General features: G+C 70.2%; 19 protein-coding genes. 10 read left to right on the forward strand and 9 right to left on the reverse strand.

The features are described from left to right. Positions 1–4: 4 nt before the first annotated feature. The 3 genes from Q8W67_RS00510 to Q8W67_RS00520 all read right to left on the reverse strand — a co-directional run bounded on the left by Q8W67_RS00510 (position 5) and on the right by Q8W67_RS00520 (position 3,407). Positions 5–916, reverse strand: coding sequence for a DUF58 domain-containing protein (locus Q8W67_RS00510; protein WP_305539138.1), 912 nt, complete (start codon positions 914–916; stop codon positions 5–7). A 103-nt stretch (positions 917–1,019) separates the two neighbouring features. Beyond that, a complete protein-coding gene (locus Q8W67_RS00515) occupies positions 1,020–2,024 on the reverse strand; it encodes a MoxR family ATPase (RefSeq protein WP_305539140.1) in 1,005 nt (334 codons plus the stop codon). A 684-nt stretch (positions 2,025–2,708) separates the two neighbouring features. Continuing rightward, the gene (locus tag Q8W67_RS00520; protein WP_305539142.1) at positions 2,709–3,407 is read right to left on the reverse strand and encodes a glutathione S-transferase family protein; all 699 of its coding nucleotides are present in this window, start codon (positions 3,405–3,407) and stop codon (positions 2,709–2,711) included. A gap of 125 nt (positions 3,408–3,532) precedes the next feature. Here Q8W67_RS00520 and Q8W67_RS00525 point away from each other — a divergent pair, with 125 nt between their 5' ends. Continuing rightward, complete coding sequence (locus Q8W67_RS00525) at positions 3,533–4,081, forward strand: TetR/AcrR family transcriptional regulator (protein WP_305539144.1); 549 nt, start codon at positions 3,533–3,535, stop codon at positions 4,079–4,081. Between the two features lie 246 nt (positions 4,082–4,327). After that, positions 4,328–4,741 carry an SRPBCC family protein gene (locus Q8W67_RS00530; protein ID WP_305539146.1) on the forward strand — a complete coding sequence of 138 codons (414 nt, stop codon included), beginning with the start codon at positions 4,328–4,330 and terminating at the stop codon, positions 4,739–4,741. Between the two features lie 139 nt (positions 4,742–4,880). Here the strand turns inward: Q8W67_RS00530 and Q8W67_RS00535 are convergent, their stop codons facing one another. Then, a complete protein-coding gene (locus tag Q8W67_RS00535) occupies positions 4,881–5,429 on the reverse strand; it encodes a formaldehyde-activating enzyme (protein ID WP_305539148.1) in 549 nt (182 codons plus the stop codon). A gap of 475 nt (positions 5,430–5,904) precedes the next feature. On the opposite strand from Q8W67_RS00535, the gene Q8W67_RS00540 reads away from it, so the two are divergent. Further along, complete coding sequence (locus Q8W67_RS00540) at positions 5,905–9,012, forward strand: rhamnan synthesis F family protein (RefSeq protein WP_305539150.1); 3,108 nt, start codon at positions 5,905–5,907, stop codon at positions 9,010–9,012. Between the two features lie 19 nt (positions 9,013–9,031). Next, on the forward strand, positions 9,032–10,564 hold the full coding sequence (locus Q8W67_RS00545; RefSeq protein ID WP_305539151.1) for a glycosyltransferase: 1,533 nt from the start codon (positions 9,032–9,034) through the stop codon (positions 10,562–10,564). Positions 10,565–10,726: 162 nt separating this feature from the next. Here the strand turns inward: Q8W67_RS00545 and Q8W67_RS00550 are convergent, their stop codons facing one another. Continuing rightward, positions 10,727–11,998, reverse strand: a complete 1,272-nt coding sequence (locus Q8W67_RS00550; protein WP_305539154.1) for an FAD-dependent monooxygenase — start codon at positions 11,996–11,998, stop codon at positions 10,727–10,729. 119 nt (positions 11,999–12,117) lie between these two features. Between Q8W67_RS00550 and tesB the strand changes: the two genes are divergently transcribed. From tesB to Q8W67_RS00565, 3 genes are all read left to right on the forward strand, one after another. Next, entirely contained in the window at positions 12,118–13,017 is a 900-nt protein-coding gene (gene tesB / locus Q8W67_RS00555) for an acyl-CoA thioesterase II (RefSeq protein ID WP_305539156.1), read from the forward strand. A 300-nt stretch (positions 13,018–13,317) separates the two neighbouring features. Further along, on the forward strand, positions 13,318–13,656 hold the full coding sequence (locus Q8W67_RS00560) for a P-II family nitrogen regulator (RefSeq protein ID WP_305539158.1): 339 nt from the start codon (positions 13,318–13,320) through the stop codon (positions 13,654–13,656). Positions 13,657–13,736: 80 nt separating this feature from the next. Further along, entirely contained in the window at positions 13,737–15,242 is a 1,506-nt protein-coding gene (locus Q8W67_RS00565; RefSeq protein WP_305539160.1) for an ammonium transporter, read from the forward strand. 299 nt (positions 15,243–15,541) lie between these two features. On the opposite strand, the gene aqpZ is transcribed toward Q8W67_RS00565, so the two are convergent. The 3 genes from aqpZ to Q8W67_RS00580 all read right to left on the reverse strand — a co-directional run bounded on the left by aqpZ (position 15,542) and on the right by Q8W67_RS00580 (position 19,564). Beyond that, positions 15,542–16,282: an aquaporin Z gene (aqpZ, locus tag Q8W67_RS00570; RefSeq protein ID WP_305539162.1), complete on the reverse strand. Its 741-nt coding sequence runs from the start codon at positions 16,280–16,282 to the stop codon at positions 15,542–15,544. A gap of 412 nt (positions 16,283–16,694) precedes the next feature. Further along, positions 16,695–18,287 (reverse strand): phosphoglycerate dehydrogenase, encoded by a 1,593-nt coding sequence (gene serA / locus Q8W67_RS00575; protein WP_305539163.1) that lies wholly within the window; start codon positions 18,285–18,287, stop codon positions 16,695–16,697. A gap of 107 nt (positions 18,288–18,394) precedes the next feature. Continuing rightward, entirely contained in the window at positions 18,395–19,564 is a 1,170-nt protein-coding gene (locus Q8W67_RS00580) for a phosphoserine transaminase (protein ID WP_370693786.1), read from the reverse strand. 213 nt (positions 19,565–19,777) lie between these two features. On the opposite strand from Q8W67_RS00580, the gene Q8W67_RS00585 reads away from it, so the two are divergent. Continuing rightward, on the forward strand, positions 19,778–19,957 hold the full coding sequence (locus Q8W67_RS00585) for a hypothetical protein (RefSeq protein WP_305539167.1): 180 nt from the start codon (positions 19,778–19,780) through the stop codon (positions 19,955–19,957). On the opposite strand, the gene trmD is transcribed toward Q8W67_RS00585, so the two are convergent. Then, positions 19,958–20,677, reverse strand: a complete 720-nt coding sequence (gene trmD / locus Q8W67_RS00590; protein WP_305539169.1) for a tRNA (guanosine(37)-N1)-methyltransferase TrmD — start codon at positions 20,675–20,677, stop codon at positions 19,958–19,960. Between the two features lie 74 nt (positions 20,678–20,751). Here trmD and Q8W67_RS00595 point away from each other — a divergent pair, with 74 nt between their 5' ends. Both Q8W67_RS00595 and Q8W67_RS00600 read left to right on the forward strand, forming a co-directional pair. Next, entirely contained in the window at positions 20,752–21,471 is a 720-nt protein-coding gene (locus Q8W67_RS00595) for a class I SAM-dependent methyltransferase (RefSeq protein ID WP_305539171.1), read from the forward strand. 302 nt (positions 21,472–21,773) lie between these two features. Beyond that, positions 21,774–21,926 (forward strand): hypothetical protein, encoded by a 153-nt coding sequence (locus tag Q8W67_RS00600; RefSeq protein WP_305539173.1) that lies wholly within the window; start codon positions 21,774–21,776, stop codon positions 21,924–21,926. The last annotated feature ends 37 nt before the right edge of the window (positions 21,927–21,963 follow it).

Genomic DNA, 21,963 nt, shown 5'->3' on the forward strand with positions numbered 1-21,963 from the left:
GGCCTCACTCGGTGCCGCGCGCGGCGATCAGCGTGGCGAGCCGCAGGGCCGCCTCGCTCGCCGGCCGGTCCGTGCGGTGGATCGTCAGGGTCCAGCCCTGGCCGCGGACGATGGCCTGCAGCGCCGCGCGATGCTCGGCGATCCGGGCGCGGTAGCGCGCCCCCCAGGCATCGGCGTCGCCGATATCGAGACTGAGCCCACCTTCGAGATCGTGCAGCACCGCCTGACCGGTGAACGGAAAGGTCTCCTCGATCGGGTCCACCACCATCAGGAGATGGCCCCGGCTGCCCCGTCCGGCGAGGCTCTGCACGGAGGCCGCGATCCGCTCGGGCTCCGTGAGGAAGTCGCCGATCAGCACCACCTCGTCGAAGCGGGCGGGGCTCGCCTGCGGCGGCAGGTCCTGGGTCAGTCCGGCGGCATCGGCGACGAGGGCCTGCGCCATCCGCTCGACGATGCCCCGCGATGCGGTCGCCCGCGTGAGGCCGAGGAGCCCGACCCGCTCGCCACCCTCCACGAAGGCGTCGGCGAGCGCGAGCCCGAGGATGAGCGCACGCTCGATCTTGGGGGCCGAGGCGAGCTCCGACGAAAAGCCCATGGAGGCCGAGCGGTCGATCCAAAGCCAGATGTTGTGGGCCGCCTCCCATTCGCGCTCGCGCACGTAGAGCCGGTCGTCCCGGGCCGAGCGGCGCCAGTCGACCCGCGCGGCGGCCTCGCCGGTGACGAAGGGCCGGAACTGCCAGAAGCTCTCGCCCGGCCCGGCGCGGCGGCGCCCGTGCAGGCCGTGGGCCAGCAGGCTCGACACCCGACGTGCCTCCAGGACAAGGCGGGGCATCTTGTCCGACAGGGCGGTCGCGCCCTCGCTCTCGCGCCTGCCGGGTACGCGCCTGCCTGCATCGAGGGCGTTCGTCGCGACCATCGTCAGCGCAGCCCTTCCGCGCCGTCCAGCGCTGACGATGGCTTGAACCCACGCATTTTCTTCACGTTAGCCGGCATCCACCCAACTCGAAAATGCTTCCGGATCAGAGCTTCTCCGCGAGCTTGCCGATCAGGCCCTCGATGGTCTCGCCGTCGGCGCGGGCGGTGTAGCTCAGCGCCATCCGGTGCTTAAGCACCGGCTCGGCCAGCGCCTTCACGTCGGCCACCGATGGCGCGACCCGGCCTTCGATCAGCGCCCTGGCGCGGGCGGCGAGCGTCAGCGCCTGGCTGGCGCGGGGGCCGGGGCCCCAGAGGAGCTTGTCCTTCACCAGCTTGTCGCCGCCATCGGGGCGGGCGGCGCGGACGAGGTCGAGGATCGCCTCGACCACGGCCTCGCCCACGGGCAGCCGGCGCACGAGGCGCTGGGCGGTGAGCAGCTGGTCCGTGGACATCACGGCGCGCGGGCGCACCTCCTCGACACCGGTAGTCTCGATCAGGATCCGGCGTTCGGCGGCACGGTCGGGATAGCCGACGTCGATCTCCAGGAGGAAGCGGTCGAGCTGCGCCTCGGGCAGCGGATAGGTGCCCTCCTGCTCGATCGGGTTCTGGGTCGCCAGCACGTGGAAGGGCCGCGGCAGGTCGTGCCGGGCGCCCGCCACCGAGACGTGGCCCTCCTGCATGGCCTGGAGCAGGGCCGATTGCGTGCGCGGGCTCGCCCGGTTGATCTCGTCGGCCATGAGCAGCTGGGTGAAGACCGGCCCCTGCACGAACCGGAAGGCACGGCGGCGCTCGGCGTCCTCCTCCAGGATCTCGGTGCCGAGGATGTCGGACGGCATCAGGTCCGGGGTGAACTGCACGCGCCGGGCGTCGAGGCCCAGCACGGTGCCGAGCGTCTCCACCAGCTTGGTCTTGGCCAGCCCCGGAAGGCCGACCAAGAGGCCGTGGCCGCCCGCCAGGATCGTCACCAGGGCGAGGTCGACGACCTTCTCCTGCCCGAAGATCACCCCGTGGATCGCGTCCCGCGCCTGACCGACGGCGGCGAGGCAGCTCTCCGCGGTCGCCACGATGCCGTCGTCGAGGGTGGTGGCCGGGCCGATCGCCTGCGTCATGCCGATGTCCATCTCCTGCCCGAGGCCCCGCGGGACCCCGCCGGTCATTCGGACAAGTGTGGGGCCGATGATACCGGGCTGGCAAGGTCGGGATCGCCGCACGCCGATTCGCGCCCGGTTCCGGGCGTCCGAAGCTGCTTCCGGACGACGCGCTCGGACAGGCCGTGATCGCCCTTACGCGCGCCGGGGAAGCCATCTCGCCGCGCTCCGTCTCGAGGCCCGGCGCATCCCTGGTGCGTTTCGCGGCGCGCGATGACGGAGCGGGCCGGCCGAGCCATTCGAGGGGAGAGAGTACAACCCGCCGGGCGGCGCCTGGCGGGCCGGTTGCGGGATCCGCTGCGCTCAGCGGCTCCAGGGGAGGGCCGTTCCAAGCGATCGGTGGCGCCAGCGGAAGACGCCCCGTGACTCGGTCGGCGAGCCCGGACGCCTGGTACCGACAGCTACCGACCCATGCCAGCCGTGCGGACAGCCGTCGTCCCAGCCCGAAAGCAGCCATTCGTCGGCCGTCCGTCAACTTCGGCTCACGGTGGAAAGCGGCCGCCGGGTGCAATTCCACAGCCAGAATTGCAGAAATCACGTTCCTAGCGGAAGCTTAGCCCTTCCCTCGTGAGTGTAGATCGGCCCCGATTGCCGTGGCATCCGAGATCGGGCCGGTCCACATCACCGCCGTATCACGCGCCGGGATTACTTACGGTCGTCTAGTTCCGCTACGCCGCTGCTGCGATCGGCGTAGGCCGCTCGAAACGCCGGGCGCTCCTGCCAGCGCCGCCAGAATGCATCGAGGTGCTCGAACCGCTCGTCCAGCGGCGTCGCGCAGACTGGGAACTTCGAGAACGCCACCGCCGTCGCCAGCGTGATGTCCGAGAAGGTCGGCGCATCCCCGCCCAACATCCAAGCGCGGCCGTCCGACAGGTGCCGGTCCACGAGCCCCGCGTGGGCCAGTGCCTCCTTGCGGCAGTGCTCGCCCCAGGCCGGGTTGTGCGTCAGTTCGAGCTTCGGACCCAGCCCACGGTGCAGGACGTGGAACATCGTGGTGATGCGATAGAGGATGTGCACCCAGATGCGGGTGTCCCACATCGCGTCCAGGCCCTGCTCCATCGGGGTCTCGCCCATGATGCGGCGGCCGGGGAAGGCTTGGTCGAGGTAGCGCACGATGGCGGTCGTCTCGGACAGGATGCCGCCATCGGCTAGGCGTAGGGTCGGCGTCTCGCCCCAGGGGTTCATCTTGAGGTGTTGCCACCCCCGCTGCTCTCCGCCGGGGGCCATGTCGTAGATCACCTCATCGAACTGATCGGCGATGCCCTTCTCGTGCAGGAAGAGGCGCACGCGCTGGGGGTTGGGGAAGGCCGAGGGCGAGGTGTAGAGGCGGGGTTTGTCCGTCATCGTAGCGTCCTCCAATCGCACCTACCGTGCGTCAGGTAGGTGCGGCCGGCATAGGAGCTTCACGCATTGCCTGTCAAAGCCTATCTGACGTCAGGTAGCAGGGGGCTGAGATGGGTAGCGATACGATGCGGGACCGGATCATGGAGGCAGCGCGGCTGACCGTACAGGATCTCGGCTACAGCGGCCTCAGCTTCCGTGAGCTGGCCAAAACGGTCGGCATCAAGAGCGCCAGCATCCACTACTACTTTCCGACGAAGGGGGCGTTGGGCGAGGCGATCGTGAGGCGCTACATCGATCGCTACGAGCGCTACCTCGAAGATGTCCTGAACGACACCACGGACCGCACGACCGTGATGCGGCGGTACACCGACGTGTTCCGGGACACGTTGCTGAACGGCAACCGCATGTGTTTGGCCGGGATGCTGGCGGCGGAACGGAACGACCTTCCTGCCGAGGTCCGTACCGAAGTCGTCAGGTGGGGCGAGATGAACGAGCGCTGGATCGCGCGGGTGCTGGCCCCGGGGGAGGATGATGCCCCGGAGGACATCCGGCGGCGGGCGAAGGCCATCTTCGCGGCGGTGTCGGGCGCGCAGATGATCGCGCACGGCCGGGACGAAGTCACCCACTACACCGATGTCATCGCCGCTTACCGGGAGAGCGGCCTTATCCCGTGACCAAGGTCACGTACCCTATGACCGGACGCTCCGAGGGTCCGGGGTGGGTCGTGAGCGGGCGGGAAGGCGAAGTCCGCTTCAACGCCTCGCTGCTCGAAAGCGGGCCGGCACAGAACCACCCATTGTGGACATCCGTGCCTTGCCGCACCTCCCCGCTTCGATGTCATTCCAAGGGTTGCCGTCACGAGCGATCCGATGTGAGGTGCGCCCCTCGAAGACCCGACATCGGCTGGATGCAGACCGCGAATGACTCAAGACCGGATCACCGTGGAAGCAACGGCTCCCGCTCCCCTCGATGTCGTCTGGAAGGCCTACACGTCGCCTGATCAGATCACGCAGTGGAATTTCGCCTCTGACGACTGGCATTGCCCAACCGCGAGCGTCGATCTTCGGGAAGGCGGCACGTTCACCTCGCGCATGGAGGCGAAGGACGGCAGCATGGGCTTCGACTTCGAGGGGACTTACACCAGGATCATCCCGAACGCGCGGATCGAGTATGCGTTCGGTGATCGACATGCGGTGGTCGAGTTCACGCCGGCGGGCGACCAGACGGGTTTGAAGGTTTCGTTCGATCCCGAGACCCAGTTTCCTATCGAGCAGCAGCGCAGCGGTTGGGCTGCCATTCTCGACAATTTCTGCAAGCATGTCGCGCGACGCTGAGCCGCGTTCGACGCCCGGGCGAAGGGAGCAGCCGCTTCCCGCCCTAAGCAGTCGTCAAGTTTTTTCGGGCCTGAGTATAACAGAGACCGGCCCGCGCCGTCGCGAAGGCCGATCTCTTTCGCTTTCCGGGTGCCGGTAATCAGATCTTGCCTTCGAGACCCATCTTATAATACTTGTGCACGATCTTGTCCTGGTTCTCCAGGAGCCAGTCGATCGACGGCTCGTTGGTCATGGCCTTGCGGATCGCCTCGGTCATGCCCTTGCGCTGGATCTCGAACAGCGCCTTGTGGTCGACCGTCTCGGCCTCGATCACCCCGGGGCTCAGCCAGACCGAGCAGATGATGCCGAGGTCGTTGGCCTTCTCCTTCGGGATGTAGCCCGCTCGCACGGCGTCGAGGACGCCGTTGGCGATGGCGAACTGCACCGTGCCCATCAGGATCGACGTGTACTTGCTCTCGGTCACGCTGACCTTGGAGACACAGAGCGTCACCGGGCGCACCATGATGTCGGTGTTGAGCAGCGCGAAGACGCGGCTGTGGCCGACGACCTGGTCGCCCGTCAGCGTCGCCAGCGCGGTGCCGACCGGCCCGTCGAGCTCGCCGATGATGACTTCCGGCTCGGAGGCGGTGTTGGGTGGGCCCCCCGCCACGAGGGCTTCGCCGGCGCGGAGGATGATGCGTTCGCTCATAAGGTAGGCTCCCTGGGTTGCGGCATCAGGGGGTGGCCCGATGCCGTCGTGTCGGCCGGATCGTCGCTTCGCGTTCGCGCCGCGTGGTGAAGGGCACCCGGTCGGCGGCCCGTGCCCCGGCACGCGGCCAGCCGCCGGGCGGCTCGCCGTCGACGCGCGTTGCACCCCCCGTGAACGAGCCTCGTATACGAACGACACGGCGGGCGGATAGGCGAGGGGTAGATTTTCGCGCGGTCCGCGCCCGAAGGCCGGGCCGAACCGCGGGCGGCCCGGTGATCCCGCCCGGGTCGGGGCTTGGCGCGGGTCCTGGCGCGGGTCTTGGCGCGGGTCTTGGCGCGGGCGAGCCGGACCATTAGGAAGGCGCGCATGCCGGGGTGGTCGCGCCCGCGATCGTCGGCCGGCCGAACCTCCTGATGTCTCTCGCGGGTCGCGGCGTGGGCAGCAAAGCGGGCGTCCCGCGTATCCGGTACAAGCCATGCGCCTTCGAGAAGTGTTCGTCGCCGGGGCCGCGCGGTCCCTCGCGCGCCCGCTCACCCGGCGCCTGAAGCGCCGGCGTGCCAACGAGCCCCGGCAGGCCGATCTGGTCCGGGCCGTGAAGGAATCGGGCCTGTTCGACGCGGCTTGGTACGCCCGACGCTACCCCGACGTGGTCGGCGAGGGCATCGATCCGGCGGTCCACTACGCGGTCCATGGCGGCCGCGAGGGGCGCTGGCCGCATCCGCTGTTCCACGGCGATCTCTACCTCGACACCGTGCCCGGCCTGCGGGCCGAGGGCGTGAATCCGCTGATCCACTATGTCGAGCGCGGCGCGGATGCGGGCCTCAAGCCCAACCCGCTGTTCGATCCGGACTGGTACGCCGCGCGCTATCTCGGCGGCGCGGAGGCCCGCGCCCGGGCGTTCTTCCACTTCCTGAAAAGCCCCGACGCCGACCCGTCGCCGCTGTTCGATGCGGCCTGGTACCGCTCTCGCTATCCCGACGCCCGGGCGGCAGGCGGGAATGCCCTGAGCCACTACTACGAGACCGGCCGGAAGCAGGGCTACCTGCGCAACCCGGAGGAATTCGCCGGCCTGTCGCGGCACGTCGACCTGATCCGCCGGTCGGGCCTCTTCGACGCCGAGTTCTATCGCGGGCGCTGCCCCGAGGCCGAGACGAGCGGGCTGGAGCCCCTGGAGCATTACGTGATGGCGGGCGGCTACCGCCGCTACGCGCCCCATCCGCTGTTCGATCCGGACTGGTACGCCGCGCAATCCGCCGCCGTGCGGGCCGACAGCCTCAACCCGCTGGTGCATTTCCTGGAGCACGGTGCCGCCGAGGGGCTCGATCCGGGGCCCTGGTTCGACACGCGCTGGTACACCAAGACCCATCTCGCGGACGACGAGGCCGGGCAGAACCCGCTCAGCCACTTCCTGGCCGACAAGGGCGTGCGGACCAGCCCGTCCCCGCGCTTCGACGCGCCCTGGTATCTGGCCCGGTATCCGAAGGTCGCGGCCCTCGGGCTGAATCCCCTGGTCGACTACGTCACCACCGGGCTGGAGGCGGGACGCCTGACGCGCCGGGTGGCCGACGCGGCGGTGCGCGAAGCCGCCGATGCCCGCCTCTCCTGCCTGAAGCGGGAGCCGCGCCGGCACGGCCGCACGGCCCTGTTCATCACCCACGCGCCGGAGGGGCGGATCCGGGGCCATGTCGAGCCCTACCTGCGGGCCTTCGCCGAGAACGGCACCGACATCGTCCTCATCATCGCCGCCGACCAGCACAAGACCGCGGTGCCGGAGGGGATCCTCGACCTCTGCGCCTCGGCTTACCTGCGCGAGAACAAGGGCTTCGACTTCGCGGCCTGGGCGCATGTCCTCCTGGAGGACGACGACCTCCTCGACTCCCAGACCCTCTACCTCGCCAATGACAGTCTCGTCGGCCCGCTCGACAGCGGCGACTTCGCGGGACTGCTGGCGAAGATCGATGCGTGCCCGGAGGCGGTGGTCGGGCTAGCCGACAATTTCTACTACAGTCATCACCTGCAGAGCTTCTTCCTCGCCTTGAAGAAGCGCTGCGTGTCGTCCTACGCGTTCAACCACTTCATCCAGTCCGTGGCGAACTGGCCGGACAAGAACGCGGTCATCACCGAGTACGAGCTGACCTTCTCCGGTAGGATGCGGGCGGCGGGGCTCGGGATGCGGAGCCTGTTCTCGGCTCAGAACAAGCACATGACCCTGGTCAACGACCCGCGCAACAACCGCACCCTGTTCGACTGGGAGAACATGCTCGGCCAGGGCTTCCCGTTCGTGAAGCGCTCGCTCTTGGGCGAGCACGCCGCGATCGGGGGCGAGGCGGTCCGCGAGGCGATCGCCGCGCGTGGCTTCGATCTCGCGCGGCTCGACCAGACCTTCACGTATCCGGGCCCCAAGCTCTGGGCCGACCTGCGCGCGCCCCAGGCACCGGAACGGCCGCTGCGCGTCGCCTACGTGTCGCCCATGAACTACGCCAACGGGCTCGGCGTGGCGGCGCGCAGCTACGCGCGCGCGCTCCACAGGGCGCCCTTCGCGCTGAACATCCATCCGATGGAGCGCCCGTTCCACGTCCACGCCCGGGTGGCGCCGGCGTGGCAGGCGCGGACCTTCTCGGGGGCTCCGGACGTCGCCCTGGTGCATTTCAACGGCGACAGCTGGCACTCACTGATGAGCGACCGGCAGCGGGCGATCGCGGCGAGCGCGCGGCTCAAGGTCGGGCTGTTCGTCTGGGAGACCTCGCACGTGCCCGGGGGCTGGCTTCCGACGGTGGACGGCCTCGACGCGATCTGGGCGCCGACCGAGTTCTGCGCCGCGATCTTCCGGCAGATCACCGACATCCCGGTCGACGTCGTCCCCTACGTTGTCGAGAACGAGGCGGGCGAGCCCGCGAGCGCCTCGGCCAAGGCCACCCTGCGCAAGAGCTTCGCGATCGATCCGTCCAAGCGCGTGATCCTCTACGCCTTCGACGGGTCCAGCTATCTCGCACGCAAGAACCCGCACGCCCTGATCCGGGCCTTCCGGGCGGCCGGGCTGGCGCAGGCCGGCTGGCAGCTCGTGCTCAAGACCAAGCACGTCTTCGACCTGCCGGACGAGGGCAAGCGGCTGCTCGACCTCGTCGGCACGACCCGCGACGTGGTGGTGATCGACCAGCCCTTGTCCCAGAACGAGCTCGGCGCCCTGTTCGAGCTCTGCGCGGTCTACGCCTCGTCGCATTCCTCGGAGGGGTTCGGCCTCACGATCGCGGAGGCGATGGAGATGGGCAAGGTCGTGGTCGCCACCGATTACGGCGGCTGCCGCGACTTCCTCGACGCCACCTGCGGCTTCCCGGTGAAGGCCGCGGTCACCGCCCTGGACCAGACCTACGGCCCGTATCTGCGCGGCGCCGAGTGGGGGCAGGTGGACGAGGACGACCTCGCCCGCGCGCTGACGGACGCGGCGCGGGTGGTGACGAGCGGGGACGCGGCGCGGATCGGCGCCGCCGCCCGTACACGCATCCGCGAGCGCCTGTCCATCGGCGCCGTGGCCGCCGCCATGGAGGCGAGCCTCGCCCGCCTCCTCGCCGCCCAACGTTCCTGACGCCCCGGAGACCCGATCCGTGCTGAAGAAACCGGTCCCGGCCCCATCGGCCTCCTGGAGCGCGCGCGCGTGGCCGGACGCGATCCTGCCCCTCCCCCTCGACGCGCAGTTCCGCCCGCTCGACGAGCGCAGGCTCGGCCAGATCGCAGCCGGCCAGCTGCCGTCCTGCCGGGCGGTGTTCGTGGCCCCGGCGGCCTCGGACCTGAACCCGGATCTCGTCCCGCAGATCCTCCGGGCGATGGCGGACCGGCCGGACATCGCGATCTTCTACGGCGACGACGCCGTGGTCGACGGCGAGGGGCAGGTCCGCAGCGTCCACTGCAAGCCCGCCTTCAACCCGGCCTTGCTGATGGCCGACGACTATGTCGGTTTTCCCCTGCTCATCCGCGCCTCGGCCCTCGCGAGCCTCAGCCCGGAATTCGGCCGTCGCCACGGCAGCGCCGCCTGGTTCCGGCTGCTGCTCGACGCGATCTCGGCGGGCCTCGGCATCGACCGGATCCCCCACACCCTGATCGCCTCGCCGCAGGAGCGCCCGAAGGCGACGCGCGCAGCCCGCGCCTACGCCCTCGACCGCTGGTTCCAGGATGCGGGCGCGCCGCTGCGCACGGCGCCCGGCCTGACGCCGGACACCCTGGAGATCCGCCGGACCCTCGACACACGCCCGACCGTGACCCTGGTGGTGCCGACCGCCCAGACCCGGCCCCGGGGCGAGGATGGCCGCGTCGTCGAAACGGCCAAGCCGCACGTCATCAACTTCCTCGACAGCCTGAGCCGCAGCACCTACCCGGCCGACCGGATCCGCGTGCTGATCGGCGACGACAGGGCGGACGACACGATCTATCGCGGCCGCTCCGACCGCTTCACGGTGACCCGCCTGCTGACGACCCGCCCCGAGGGCGCGCCGTTCAACTACGCGGCCAAGATGAACACCCTCTGGCGCGCCGCCGAGACCGACCTCGTCATCCTGATGAACGACGATCTCGTGGTGCGGCGCCCCGGCTGGATCGAGGCGCTCCTGACCTTCGCGCTGGACCGCGGCGTCGGCGGCGTCGGCGGGAGGCTGCTGTTCCCGAGCGGCAGGATCCAGCATGCCGGGATGTTCGGCGGCATCTTCGATGTCTGCGCCCATCCCTGGTACAACCGGGACGCGGCCGAGCCCACCTACGGCGACTGGGCGCTGGCGCAGCGCGACTGCTCGTCGGTGACCGGGGCCCTCTTCGCCACCCGCAAGGCGGTGCTGGAGGCGGTCAACGGCTTCGACGAGGCTTTCGCCCTCGACTTCAACGACGTCGATGTCTGCCTGAAGATGCGCCAGCTCGGCTACCGCATCGTCTACACGCCGTTCGCCGAGATGGCGCATCACGAGAGCGCGTCACGGCAGGCGAGCTTCGCCCCGGGCGCCCAGATCTCGCGCTTCCTGCGCCGCTGGCACGACGTGCTGACGGAGGACCCCGCCTACAGCCCGCAATTGCGGACCGACACCGACGTGGTCGCCCCCCGGGCCGACGCGACCCGCTGGATCGCGGAGCGGCTTTCCGAGCGGGCGACCTGACGGGCCCTGTGAGGCGCGGGTCGAAGACGCGCCCGTCGTCCCGGGGCCGCGCAGCGGAGCCCGGAGCCCAGAACCGCCGGGTTGCCCGTGGGTCTGGATACGGGGCTCTCGCCTGCGGCGAGACCCGGAATGAGGGCGGTTCGGAGAACCCTGCGTGCGGGGCTACAGCGCCTCGCCCCGCATCAGCCGCGGCCGTGACCCCCGGGAGGCCGCGGCCTCGCCGATGAAGAAGCGCTTCAGCCCCGGCAGCCGGTCGACGATTCCGAGGCCGAGGTCGCGGGCGAGGCGCAGCGGCAGGGCGTCGTTGGAGAACAGGCGGTTCAGCCCGTCGGTGGCCGCCGCCATCGCGAAGCTGTCGAAGCGGCGGGCACGCTCGTAGGCGCGCAGCACGTCGGGGCTGCCGGGGTCGAGGCCGAGGCGCAGCGCCCCGGTCACGGCCTCGGCCAGGGCTGCGGCGTCCGCGAGGCCGAGATTGAGGCCCTGGCCGGCGATCGGGTGGATCACGTGGGCCGCGTCCCCCAGCAGGGCGAGGCGCTCGGCCCGGAAGGCCCGGGCGATGCCGAAGGCCAGCGGGTGCCGGCTCGGGCCGTGCTCGAGTGCGATGCGCCCGAGATTCAGGGTGAACCGGCGTTCGATCTCGGCGAGCACCTCATCGGCATCCCCCGAGAGCAGGACGTCGGCCTCGTCCGCCCGCTCGGTCCAGACGATCGAGGATCGGTGGCCCAAGGCCCCGCCGTCCCGCAGCGGCAGGATCGCGAAGGGACCGGAGGGCAGGAAGTGCTCGAAGGCGCGCCCGCCATGCGGTCGGGCGTGCCCGATCGTCGCGACGATGCCGACCTGGGGATAGGACCAGCCGACCCAGCCGATCCGCGCCGCCTCGCGCAGGCGCGAGCGTGCGCCGTCCGCCGCCACAAGCAGGTCGCCCCGCAGGCGTGCGCCCGTGGTCAGCTCCACGCGGATCGTCGCGCCCTCGGGGACGGCGCGCACGACGCCCGCCGGGACGATGTCGACGCCCGCCGCCCGGCAGGCCTCCATCAGGGCCTCGGCCAGGGGCTCGGCCTCGACCATGTGGGCGAAGGGCCCGCCCGCCGCGCGTTCCTCCCGGTCCTCGTCCTCCCGGCCGAAGGTGAGGAAGGCCGGCCGCACCGGGTCGGCGACGCGGCTGTCGCTGATCACCATCTCGGTGATCGGCTCGGCCGCGGCCGAGACGCGCTCCCAGAGCCCGAGTTGCGCCAGCATCCGCCGGCCCCCGGCCGCCAGGGCGTAGGCGCGGCCGCGGTGTCGGCCGGGATCGGCCGCATGGGGATCAAGTACGGTCGCGGCGAGCGCCGGGCCGTGGGCTTGCTTGAGCGCGAGCGCCAGGGCGAGGCTGGCGATGCCGCCGCCGGCGATCAGGATGCTGCGGCTGCCGGGGCGGGGCGTCTGGGCCGTCATCGTCGCGGATCTCCGATCTGGTGGCCGAGCGCACTGTGCGCCGGTGGGCGAGGCGCGTGGATCGCTCCGCCCGAAAGGCCTATGTCGCACGCGGGCCACGAACGGAAACCCTGCGCCTCATGACCGACGCCAATACCGACGCGATGACCGACGCGGTCGCCGAGCTCATCGCCATCCTCGACCTGGAGCGGCTCGAAGTCGACCTGTTCCGCGGCCAGAATCCGAAGACCGGCTGGCGGCGGGTCTTCGGCGGCCAGGTGGTGGCGCAGGCCCTGGTGGCCGCCACCCGCACCGTGCCGGACGATCGCCCGGCTCATTCGCTCCATGCCTACTTCATGCTGCCCGGCGATCCCCGCGCGCCGATCGTCTACGAGGTCGAGCGCATCCGCGACGGCAAGAGCTTCACCACGCGCCGGGTCAAGGCGATCCAGCACGGCCGGGCGATCTTCGCCACCACGGTCTCCTATCAGGTGACCGAGGACGGCTTCGTCCACCAGCCGGCGATGCCGGCGGTGGCCGGGCCGGACGGGCTCCTCGACGGCAAGGCCCTCGCCGCCACGGGCGCTCCCGGCATGCCCGAGGCGGTGGCGGCCTATTTCGGCCGCGAGCGACCGATCGCGCTGCGGCCGGTCGACCTCAACCGCTACATGGCCCGGGGGCCGGGGGCGCCGCCACCCGACCCCGCCTTCAATGTCTGGCTGCGCGCGGCCGCGAGCCTGCCGGACGATCCGGCGCTGCACCGGGCGGTGCTGGCCTACGCCTCCGACATGACGCTGCTCGACGTGTCGCTGATCCCGCACGCCAGCTCCGTGTTCGACCCCGACATCCAGGCTGCGAGCCTCGACCACGCCCTCTGGTTCCACCGCCCCGTGCGGATCGACGACTGGCTCCTCTATGCGCAGGACAGCCCCGTCGCCGGCGGAGCCCGCGGCTTCGCCCGGGGCCAGATCTTCGACCGCGCCGGCAGCCTCGTGGCGTCCGTGGCGCAGGAAGGTCTGATCCGTCCGCGCGGGGATTAAAACCTGTTGTCCAACGTGTGTTGCATAATCGCACCGGCATGATCTGCACCTTCTTGGGCAGAATGCACGTTTGAAAGGCATATTCTCGCCCGGGAGCGCGTCGTGCCCCGCTCGGGGTGGCTATTTCACAGGCAGAGTGGCGTTTTTTCAAAAAGTTCCGCGCCAAGCTTGCGTGGCATAGTCCTTGAATAGCGTCTCTCAACCGCGGGCCGTCTCAGGTCTGCGGGCTACCCGAACCGGGTCGCCGTACGGGTCGAGCGACGGCAACGGTTTCCAAGGACCTTGAAGGGGGCGCCGCCCATGAAGATCGTGATGGCCATCATCAAGCCGTTCAAGCTCGAGGAGGTGCGCGATGCGCTCACCGGAATCGGCGTGCACGGACTGACGGTTACGGAAGTGAAGGGCTACGGCCGCCAGAAGGGCCACACCGAGATCTACCGCGGCGCGGAATACGCGGTGAGCTTCCTGCCCAAGCTCAAGATTGAGGTCGCGGTGGCCTCCGACCTCACCGCGAGCGTCATCGACGCCATCGCGGCCGCGGCGCGCACGGGCCAGATCGGCGACGGCAAGATCTTCGTGATGCCCCTCGAGAAGGCGGTGCGCATCCGGACCGGCGAGACCGACGCCGACGCCCTCTGATCCGCGGCCCGGCGCGTCCGGGCCCGCCCAACCCTTCACCCTCACCCAACGCTACGAATCGCGACCGGAGCCACGTGCCCATGAAAGTCCGTAATGCCCTCATGCTCGGCTTGGGAGGGGCGATACTCGCCGCCCTCCTGATCGAGCCATCTCTCGCGCAGACGCCGACGCCCGAGGCCGCCACGGCCGCCGCCGCGGCTGCACCGATCCCCAACAAGGGCGACACCGCCTGGATGCTGGTCTCCTCGGCCCTCGTGCTGATGATGAGCGTACCCGGCCTGGCCCTGTTCTACGGCGGCCTCGTGCGCACCAAGAACATGCTCTCGGTGCTGACCCAGGTCTTCGCCATCGTCTGCATCGTCGGCCTGCTGTGGGTGTTCTACGGCTACAGCCTCTCCTTCACCAACGGCGGCGGCATCAACGACTTCATCGGCGGCTTCTCGAAGGCCTTCCTGAAGGGCGTCGACGCGAACTCGACCGCCGCGACCTTCTCGAACGGCGTCGTGATCCCTGAATACGTCTACATCTGCTTCCAGATGACGTTCGCCATGATCACGCCTGCGCTGATCGTGGGCGCCTTCGCCGAGCGGATGAAGTTCTCGGCGCTGGTGGTGTTCATGATCCTCTGGGTCACGCTCATCTACTTCCCGATGGCGCACATGGTCTGGTACTGGGGCGGCCCCGATGCGGTCGGCAACGCCGCGAAGGCTCTGGCCGCTGCCACCGACGATGCCTCGAAGGCGACCGCCCAGGCAGCCCTCGACGCCGTCAACAAGGACGCGGGGTTCCTGTTCCAGAAGGGCGCCCTCGACTTCGCCGGCGGCACCGTCGTGCACATCAACGCGGGCATCGCCGGCTTCGTCGGCTGCCTGATCATGGGCAAGCGCATCGGCTACGGCCGCGACCTTCTCGCCCCGCACTCGCTGACCATGACCATGATCGGCGCCTCGCTGCTGTGGGTCGGCTGGTTCGGCTTCAACGCGGGCTCGAACCTCGAGTCCAACGGCACCACCGCGCTGGCGATGCTCAACACCTTCGTGGCGACCTGCGCGGCCGCGGTGGCGTGGCTCTTCGCCGAGTGGGCGCTCAAGGGCAAGCCGTCGCTGCTCGGCATGGTCTCGGGTGCGATCGCCGGCCTCGTGGCGGTCACCCCGGCCTCGGGCTTCGCTGGGCCGATGGGCTCGATCGTGCTCGGCCTCGTCGCCGGCGTGGTCTGCTTCGTGATGTGCTCCACGGTGAAGAACGCCATCGGCTACGACGACTCGCTGGACGTGTTCGGCGTCCACTGCATCGGCGGCATCCTGGGCGCCCTGGCGACCGGCATCCTGGTCGACCCGAACCTCGGCGGCGTCGGCATCCCGGACTACAGCACCAAGCCGGGCGAGATGGTGGTCGGCGCCTACGACATGATGAGCCAGCTCATCGTTCAGGCCGAGGCGGTCGGCCTGACGCTCCTGTGGTCGGGCGTCGGCTCGGCGATCCTCTACAAGCTGGTCGACCTGACGATCGGCCTGCGGGTGACCCAGGAAGAGGAGCGCGAGGGCCTCGACATCGCCGATCACGGCGAGCGCGCCTACAACTACTGAGAGCGACTGGCGCGGCCCCGCAGGGCCGCGCTTCAGGAACGGGAAACCCCGGCTCCGCGTGGGCCGGGGTTTTTCGTGTCTCGATCCCGTGCCTGCGCGATGCTTCTCGTTGCCCGGTTCCGCCAAGAGGGCCTCCGCGAGCGTCCGCCCCAGGACCCCGGGCAGTCGACCCCATGGAGGTCCGGCGGACGCCCCCCTGGCCACCGGGGAACGCGCCTTGCCCGCGGGCAGACCGCGATGAGGCGGGCTCGTCGCGGTCCGTCCTGCGTCGGATGCCGGCGGATGGGTCGTTGCGGGGTTCAGGCCACCGCGCGCTTCTCGACCACGCTCGTCTCGACGACGTCCGCGGGCTCATAGAACCACCGAGCCATCGCGCCTGCCGTCATCGCCCCGAGAATCGGCGCCAGCCAGAACAGCCACAGTTGCGACATGTAGGCTTCGCCTGCCAGCAGGGCGGGCCCCGTGCTGCGCGCCGGATTGACCGAGGTGTTGGTCACCGGGATCGAGATGAGATGGATCAGCACGAGGGCAAACCCGATGGGAATGCCGGCGAAGCCGCTCGCTGCGCCCTTCGAGGTCGTTCCGACGATGATGAAGACGAAGAAGAACGTCGTCAGGAATTCGGTGACGAGGCAGGCCACGACGCCGTATTTGCCGGGGCTGAGATCACCGTAACCGTTCGCCGCAAAGCCGTTCGGGATCCAGCCGGCCTTGCCCGATGCGATGGTGTAGAGCACCCCCGCCGCCAGGATCGCGCCGATGACCTGCGCGACGATGTAGGGCAGCACGTGCCGGTTCGCACAACGTTTCGCCGACCACAGGCCGAGCGTCACCGCCGGGTTGAAGTGTCCGCCCGAGATATGGCCGACTGCATAAGCCATCGTGAGCACGGTCAGGCCGAAAGCGAACGCCACGCCCAGGAAGCCGATACCCAGTTCCGGAAAGGCCGCCGATAAGACCGCTGCGCCGCAGCCGCCGAATGTCAGCCAGAAGGTGCCGAAGAACTCGGCGGTCGCCCTGCGCATCGTGTCGTGATCCATGCCGATATCTCTCGCTCCGTCGGTTCGCGAGGCGCTCACGCGATGACAGGTTCAGAAGCTCCGCTTGGCGCGACGCGATAGTCTGATCTGTGCCACTGATTGCGGCCGCACGATCGATGAATACTGCATAGATATAGGAAAACTACAACTGACGTATGTTAGGTGCCGACATGCTCGGCTCGATCGGTGCCCCACGAACCGAGTCCGCCCCACGAACCGAGTCCGCCCCTCGCCGGAGGTTGGCCATGCGGGATGCCGCGCGACTCGTCGACGGCGCGAGGCTGCCTCGGCCGGGCGGCGCCGAACGGAAGCGGACGCTGTCCCGAACCGGCCCCCGCCTGACGGCGGCGAGGCAACCCGCCTGAGGATCGATCGGTGGTCCGGTCGGGCCCGGCGTTGCGTGCTGCGGCCTTCAGAACCGCAGCGCCCGCACCCGCTTCACCTGCGGGATCGCGGCGATCCGGTCGAGCACCGCCTCGGGCACCGCGCCGTCCACGGCGACGAACGCGATTGCATCGCCGCCTTCCCGTTCGCGGCCGAGGTTGAACGTGGCGACGTTCACACCGGCCTCGCCGAGCACGCCGCCGAAGCGGCCGATGAAGCCCGGCCGGTCGTGGTTGCGCACGTAGAGCATGTGGGACGCGAAACCCGCGTCCATCGCGATGCCCCGGATCTCGACGATCCTGGGCTTGCCGTCCTGGAACACGGTCCCGGCGGCGTCGCGGGGCATATCCTGCGCGTCCACGGTGATCCGCACCACCGATTCGAAGGTGGCGGGGGCGCCCGCCCGCTTGATCTCGTCCACCACGATCCCGTGCGCCCGCGCGACCGTGGGGGCCGAGACCATGTTCACGTCCGCCAGGAACGGCCGCAGGATTCCGGTGACCGCCGCGGCCGTGAGCGCGCCGGTGTTCATCGCCGCCACTGTGCCCTCGTAGGTGACGCGGATGCCTGTGACCGGCGCCTCCGTGAGCTGGCCCAGGAACGAGCCGAGCTTCTCCGCCAGGGCGATGAACGGGCGCAGGCGCGGCGCCTCGTCGGCGCTGATCGCCGGGAAGTTCACCGCGTTGGTGATCGCCCCGTCCACCAGATAGGCCGACATCTGCTCGGCGACCTGCAGCGCCACGTTCGCCTGCGCCTCCACGGTCGAGGCGCCGAGATGGGGCGTGCAGACCACGTTGGGGTGGCCGAACAGTGGGTTCTCCAGCGCCGGCTCGGTGACGAACACGTCGAAGGCTGCCCCGGCCACGTGCCCGGACTCGAGGGCGGCCCGCAGCGCCATTTCGTCCACGAGGCCGCCCCGGGCGCAGTTGATCACCCGCACGCCGCGCTTGGTGCGCGCGAGCGCCTCCGCCGACAGTAGGAGTCGGGTCTTGTCGGTGAGCGGCACATGCAGCGTGATCACGTCGGCCCGGGCCAGGAGCTGGTCCAGCTCGACCTTCTCGACGCCGAGCGCCACCGCCCGATCGGCCGTGAGGAATGGGTCGTAGGCGATGACCTTCATGCGCAGGCCGATGCCCCGCTCGGCCACGATCGCGCCGATATTGCCGCAGCCGACCACGCCCAGGGTCTTGCCGGTGAGCTCGACGCCGAGGAACCGGTTCTTCTCCCAGCGCCCGCCTTGAGTCGAGGCGTCGGCCTGCGGGATCTGCCGGGCCAGCGCGAACATCAGCGCCACCGCGTGCTCGGCGGTGGTGATGGCGTTGCCCTGGGGGGTGTTCATCACGATCACGCCCCGGGCTGTGGCGGCCGGGACGTCGACGTTGTCGACCCCGATGCCGGCGCGGCCCACCACCTTCAGCCGCTCGGCCGCCGCCAGGACCTTCGGGGTGACTTTCGTGGACGAGCGGATCGCCAGCCCATCATAGGCGCCGACCGCGCGGATCAGAGCGTCCCTGTCCTGGCCGAGCTCCGGGCGAAAATCGGCCGCCACGCCGCGGTCGCGGAACACACGGATCGCGGCCTCGGACAGCGGGTCGGAGATGAGCACTCTGGGCGCGGCCATGGGGCCTCCGGCGCTGTGTCAGGGGGACGCCGGCCCCGACCCTCCCCCGCGGAGGGGGAGGGGGCCGTCGCGGGTCTTGGCCGGGCCGAGCCGCTATGGGTGCCCGCTCATGCCGCCCGGGCCAGCGCGGCCTTCTCTTCCGCGAAGGCCCAGTCGAGCCACGGCGTCAGCGCCTCGAGATCCGCGGCGTCGACGGTCGCGCCGCACCAGATGCGCAGGCCCGACGGGGCGTCGCGGTAGGCACCGATGTCGAGGGCGACACCCTCCCGTTCCAGGCGCTCGACGATTCCGGAAGCCAGGGACGCCACGGCCGCGTCGCCGCGGGCCAGCACGTCCGGGTCGGCGATGACGAGGCAGACGCCGGTGTTCGAGTAGGTCGCGGGATCGACCGCGAGCGGCGCGATCCAGGGCGTCCGGGCGACCCAGTCGTAGATCACCTTGGCGTTCGCGTCGGCCCGCGCGTGGAGAGCCGGCAGGCCGCCGATCCGCACCGCCCAGTCCAGCGTGTCGAGGTAATCCTCCACCGCCAGCATCGAGGGGGTGTTGATCGTGTCGCCCTTGAAGATGCCCTCGATCAGCCTGCCGCCGCTGGTCAGGCGGAAGATCTTCGGCAGCGGCCAGGCCGGGGTGTGGCTCTCCAGCCGTTCCACCGCCCGGGGCGAGAGAATCAGCATGCCGTGCGCGGCCTCGCCGCCCATCACCTTCTGCCAGGAGAAGGTGACGACATCGAGCTTGTCCCATGCGAGCGGCTGCGCGAAGGCGGCCGACGTGGCGTCGCAGATCGTCAGCCCCGCGCGGTCCGTGGCGATCCAGTCGCCGTTCGGCACCTTTACCCCCGCCGCGGTGCCGTTCCAGGTGAAGACCACGTCGCTGCGCTCGGTGTCGATCGCCGCGAGGTCCGGCAGCACGCCGTAGGGCGTCTGGTGGATGCGCGGATTGATCTTGAGCTGCTTCAGCGCGTCGGTGACCCACTCCTTGCCGAAGGCCTCCCAGGCGGCGACCTCCACGGGCTTCGGCCCGAGCATCGTCCACATCGCCATCTCGACGGCGCCGGTATCGGAGGCCGGCACGATGCCGATGCGGTAATCGTCGGGAACCTGCAGCACGGAGCGCGTCAGGTCGATCGCCCGGCGCAGCTTGGCCTTGCCGAGCGCGGAGCGGTGCGACCGGCCCAGCGCGGCCTCCGCAAGGGCGGCCGGGGTCCAGCCGGGACGCTTGGCACAGGGGCCGGACGAGAAATTCGGGACGCGCGGGCGCCCGGTGGGTCGGCTCATCATCGAATCCATCCTTGCAGATGGGCGCTCCTCGTTGGGGAGGAGTGTCCCAGGATCGCGCATGCGCCCAAATCGGTCGGGTTGCAAGGGCGGCGGCGATGGCCAGTCTTCGAAGGCTGCCCCCGGCTGGGACGGGGCGCCCGGTGCCGCGGAACAGTCGATTAATCCTGAGGCGTTAGCCTTAATGGCGTGCCGTGTTGCGTTTGAGGTACGCCGATGTCTTTTCACAGCGCCGCGATACTGACGGTCTGGTCCGTGTTACTTTTGGTAATCGGTGCGTTAACGTCGCGCATCGCGCTGGCGGGCCGCCCCCGCGGCCCGGTCCCGCAGCCGCTTCGCCTCGACCCGATGGACTACGACCGCGACGGGCCGGTGATCGACCTGGAACCCGCCTGATCAGCGGGCTGGCGGCCGCGCGGCGGCGCCGGGCAGGTCCGGGCGCCGCTCGGCGGTGATGCGCTCGGCCTCCGCCCGACGCCAGCGGGCGATGGCAGCGTGGTTGCCGCCCGACAGCACCTCCGGGATCGGCCGCCCTTCCCAGTCGCGGGGCCGCGTGTAGTGCGGGTATTCGAGGAGCCCGCCCTCGAAGCTCTCCTCGACCCCCGATTCGACCTTGCCCATCACCCCGGGCAGGAGCCGCACGCAGGCGTCGAGCACCACCAGGGCGGCGATCTCGCCGCCCGAGAGCACGTAGTCGCCGATCGAGACCTCCTCCAGGCCGCGGCCGGCGATCACGCGCTCGTCGACCCCCTCGAAGCGGCCGCAGACGATCAGCGCCCCCGGTCCGGCGGCGAGTTCGCGGACGCGCGCCTGGCTCAGTGGACGCCCGCGCGGCGACATCAGCAGGCGGGGGCGCGGATCGTGCGCCCCGGTCGCGGCGTCGATCGCGGCGGCCAGCACGTCGCAGCGCAGAACCATCCCGGCGCCGCCGCCGGCCGGCGTGTCGTCCACCGAGCGGTGGCGGCCGAGCCCGTGTTCGCGGATGTTGCGCGCCTCGAGGCTCCAGTCGCCCCGGGCGAGGGCGTCGCCCGAAAGCGACACGCCGAGGGGGCCGGGGAACATCTCCGGGTACAGGGTGAGGATCGTGGCCCGCCAGGGCGTTTCCGCGCGCGTCATGGCGCTTGATCGCGCGCGGGGTGCGGCACGGTCAACGGTGCGGGCACCGTTCTGACCTTCGGCGGTTGTCGGCGATGATGCGGCTCCTGCTCCTCCTCTCCGTCACCCTGTCGGGACCGGCCCTGGCGGCCGGGCCGACGGCGCCTCCGGGCGTGCCCGCGCGGGCGTTCCCCAAGCCAGACCGGCCCGTGGCCGAGATCGTGGCGCCGCAATGGTCCTCGGAGGCCGATCGGGACAAGGCCGGCGAATTCGATCAGGTCGCCCGGGCGATGGCCATCGCACCGGGCGAGACGGTGGCGGATATCGGCGCCGGCAGCGGCTACTACGTCGTGCGCCTGAGCCCGCGGGTCGGACCCGGCGGCAGGGTGTTGGCGGAGGACGTGACGCCCGCCTACCTGGCAAGCCTCGAGCGGCGCGTGAAGGGGCTCGACAACGTCACCGTGGTGCGGGGCGAGCCGCACGATCCGCGTCTGCCGCCGGCTTCGGTGGATGCGGCGATCCTCGTGCACATGTACCATGAGATCGCCCAGCCCTTCGGGCTGCTCCACAACCTCGCCCCGGCCATGCGCGCAGGGGGGCGGGTCGGCATCGTCGATGTTGACGACGTCCCGTCCCGGCACGGCACCCCGCCGACGCTCCTGCGCTGCGAACTCGCCGCCGCGGGCTACCGCGAGACGGGGTTCCATCCCTTGGGCGGCGGCGCCTATCTGGCGGTGTTCGCGGCGCCCGCCTTGGAGAGCCGACCGAAGCCGGAGACGATCCGCTCCTGCCGGGATTCCGCGACGCCGCGGTAGAGGCTTCGCGCCTGCTCCTCCGGTTCTCGGTCGGATAGCGCGGCCCGACGTCCCGCGCCGTCATCGCGAGCGCAGCCAAGCGACTCGGGGACACGCCACGTAGGACGACCGCGCGAGTCCCGGAATTGCTTGGCTGCGCTCGCAAAGACGGCGACAGGCGCCGCCCGCCCGGAGACCGTGTGAGACCGTCCACCCCGTCGACGCTGTGGGAGCGCGGTTGCCCGTTCAGGAGCGGGGCGCTCGCCGGACCGCGCTCACCGCGCTACCATTCGCAACACTGGATGCGGACTGGAGGAGCGACCGTGAATTCAGTCGCGTTAGTGATGATGGCTGCGCTGCTTGCAGCTTGGATCGCGATCGGCGTTCTTGTGGTCGCCTACGGTACACCACTCGGCGTGGCATTGTATGTATTGGCCGTTGTACTGACGAACCCGCGGATCTGGCGCCTGCACTGAGCATAAATATTGTGTTATATATTTACATATAACATAA

The sequence above is a fragment of the Methylobacterium sp. NEAU K genome (assembly GCF_030700285.1).
GTDB lineage: Bacteria > Pseudomonadota > Alphaproteobacteria > Rhizobiales > Beijerinckiaceae > Methylobacterium.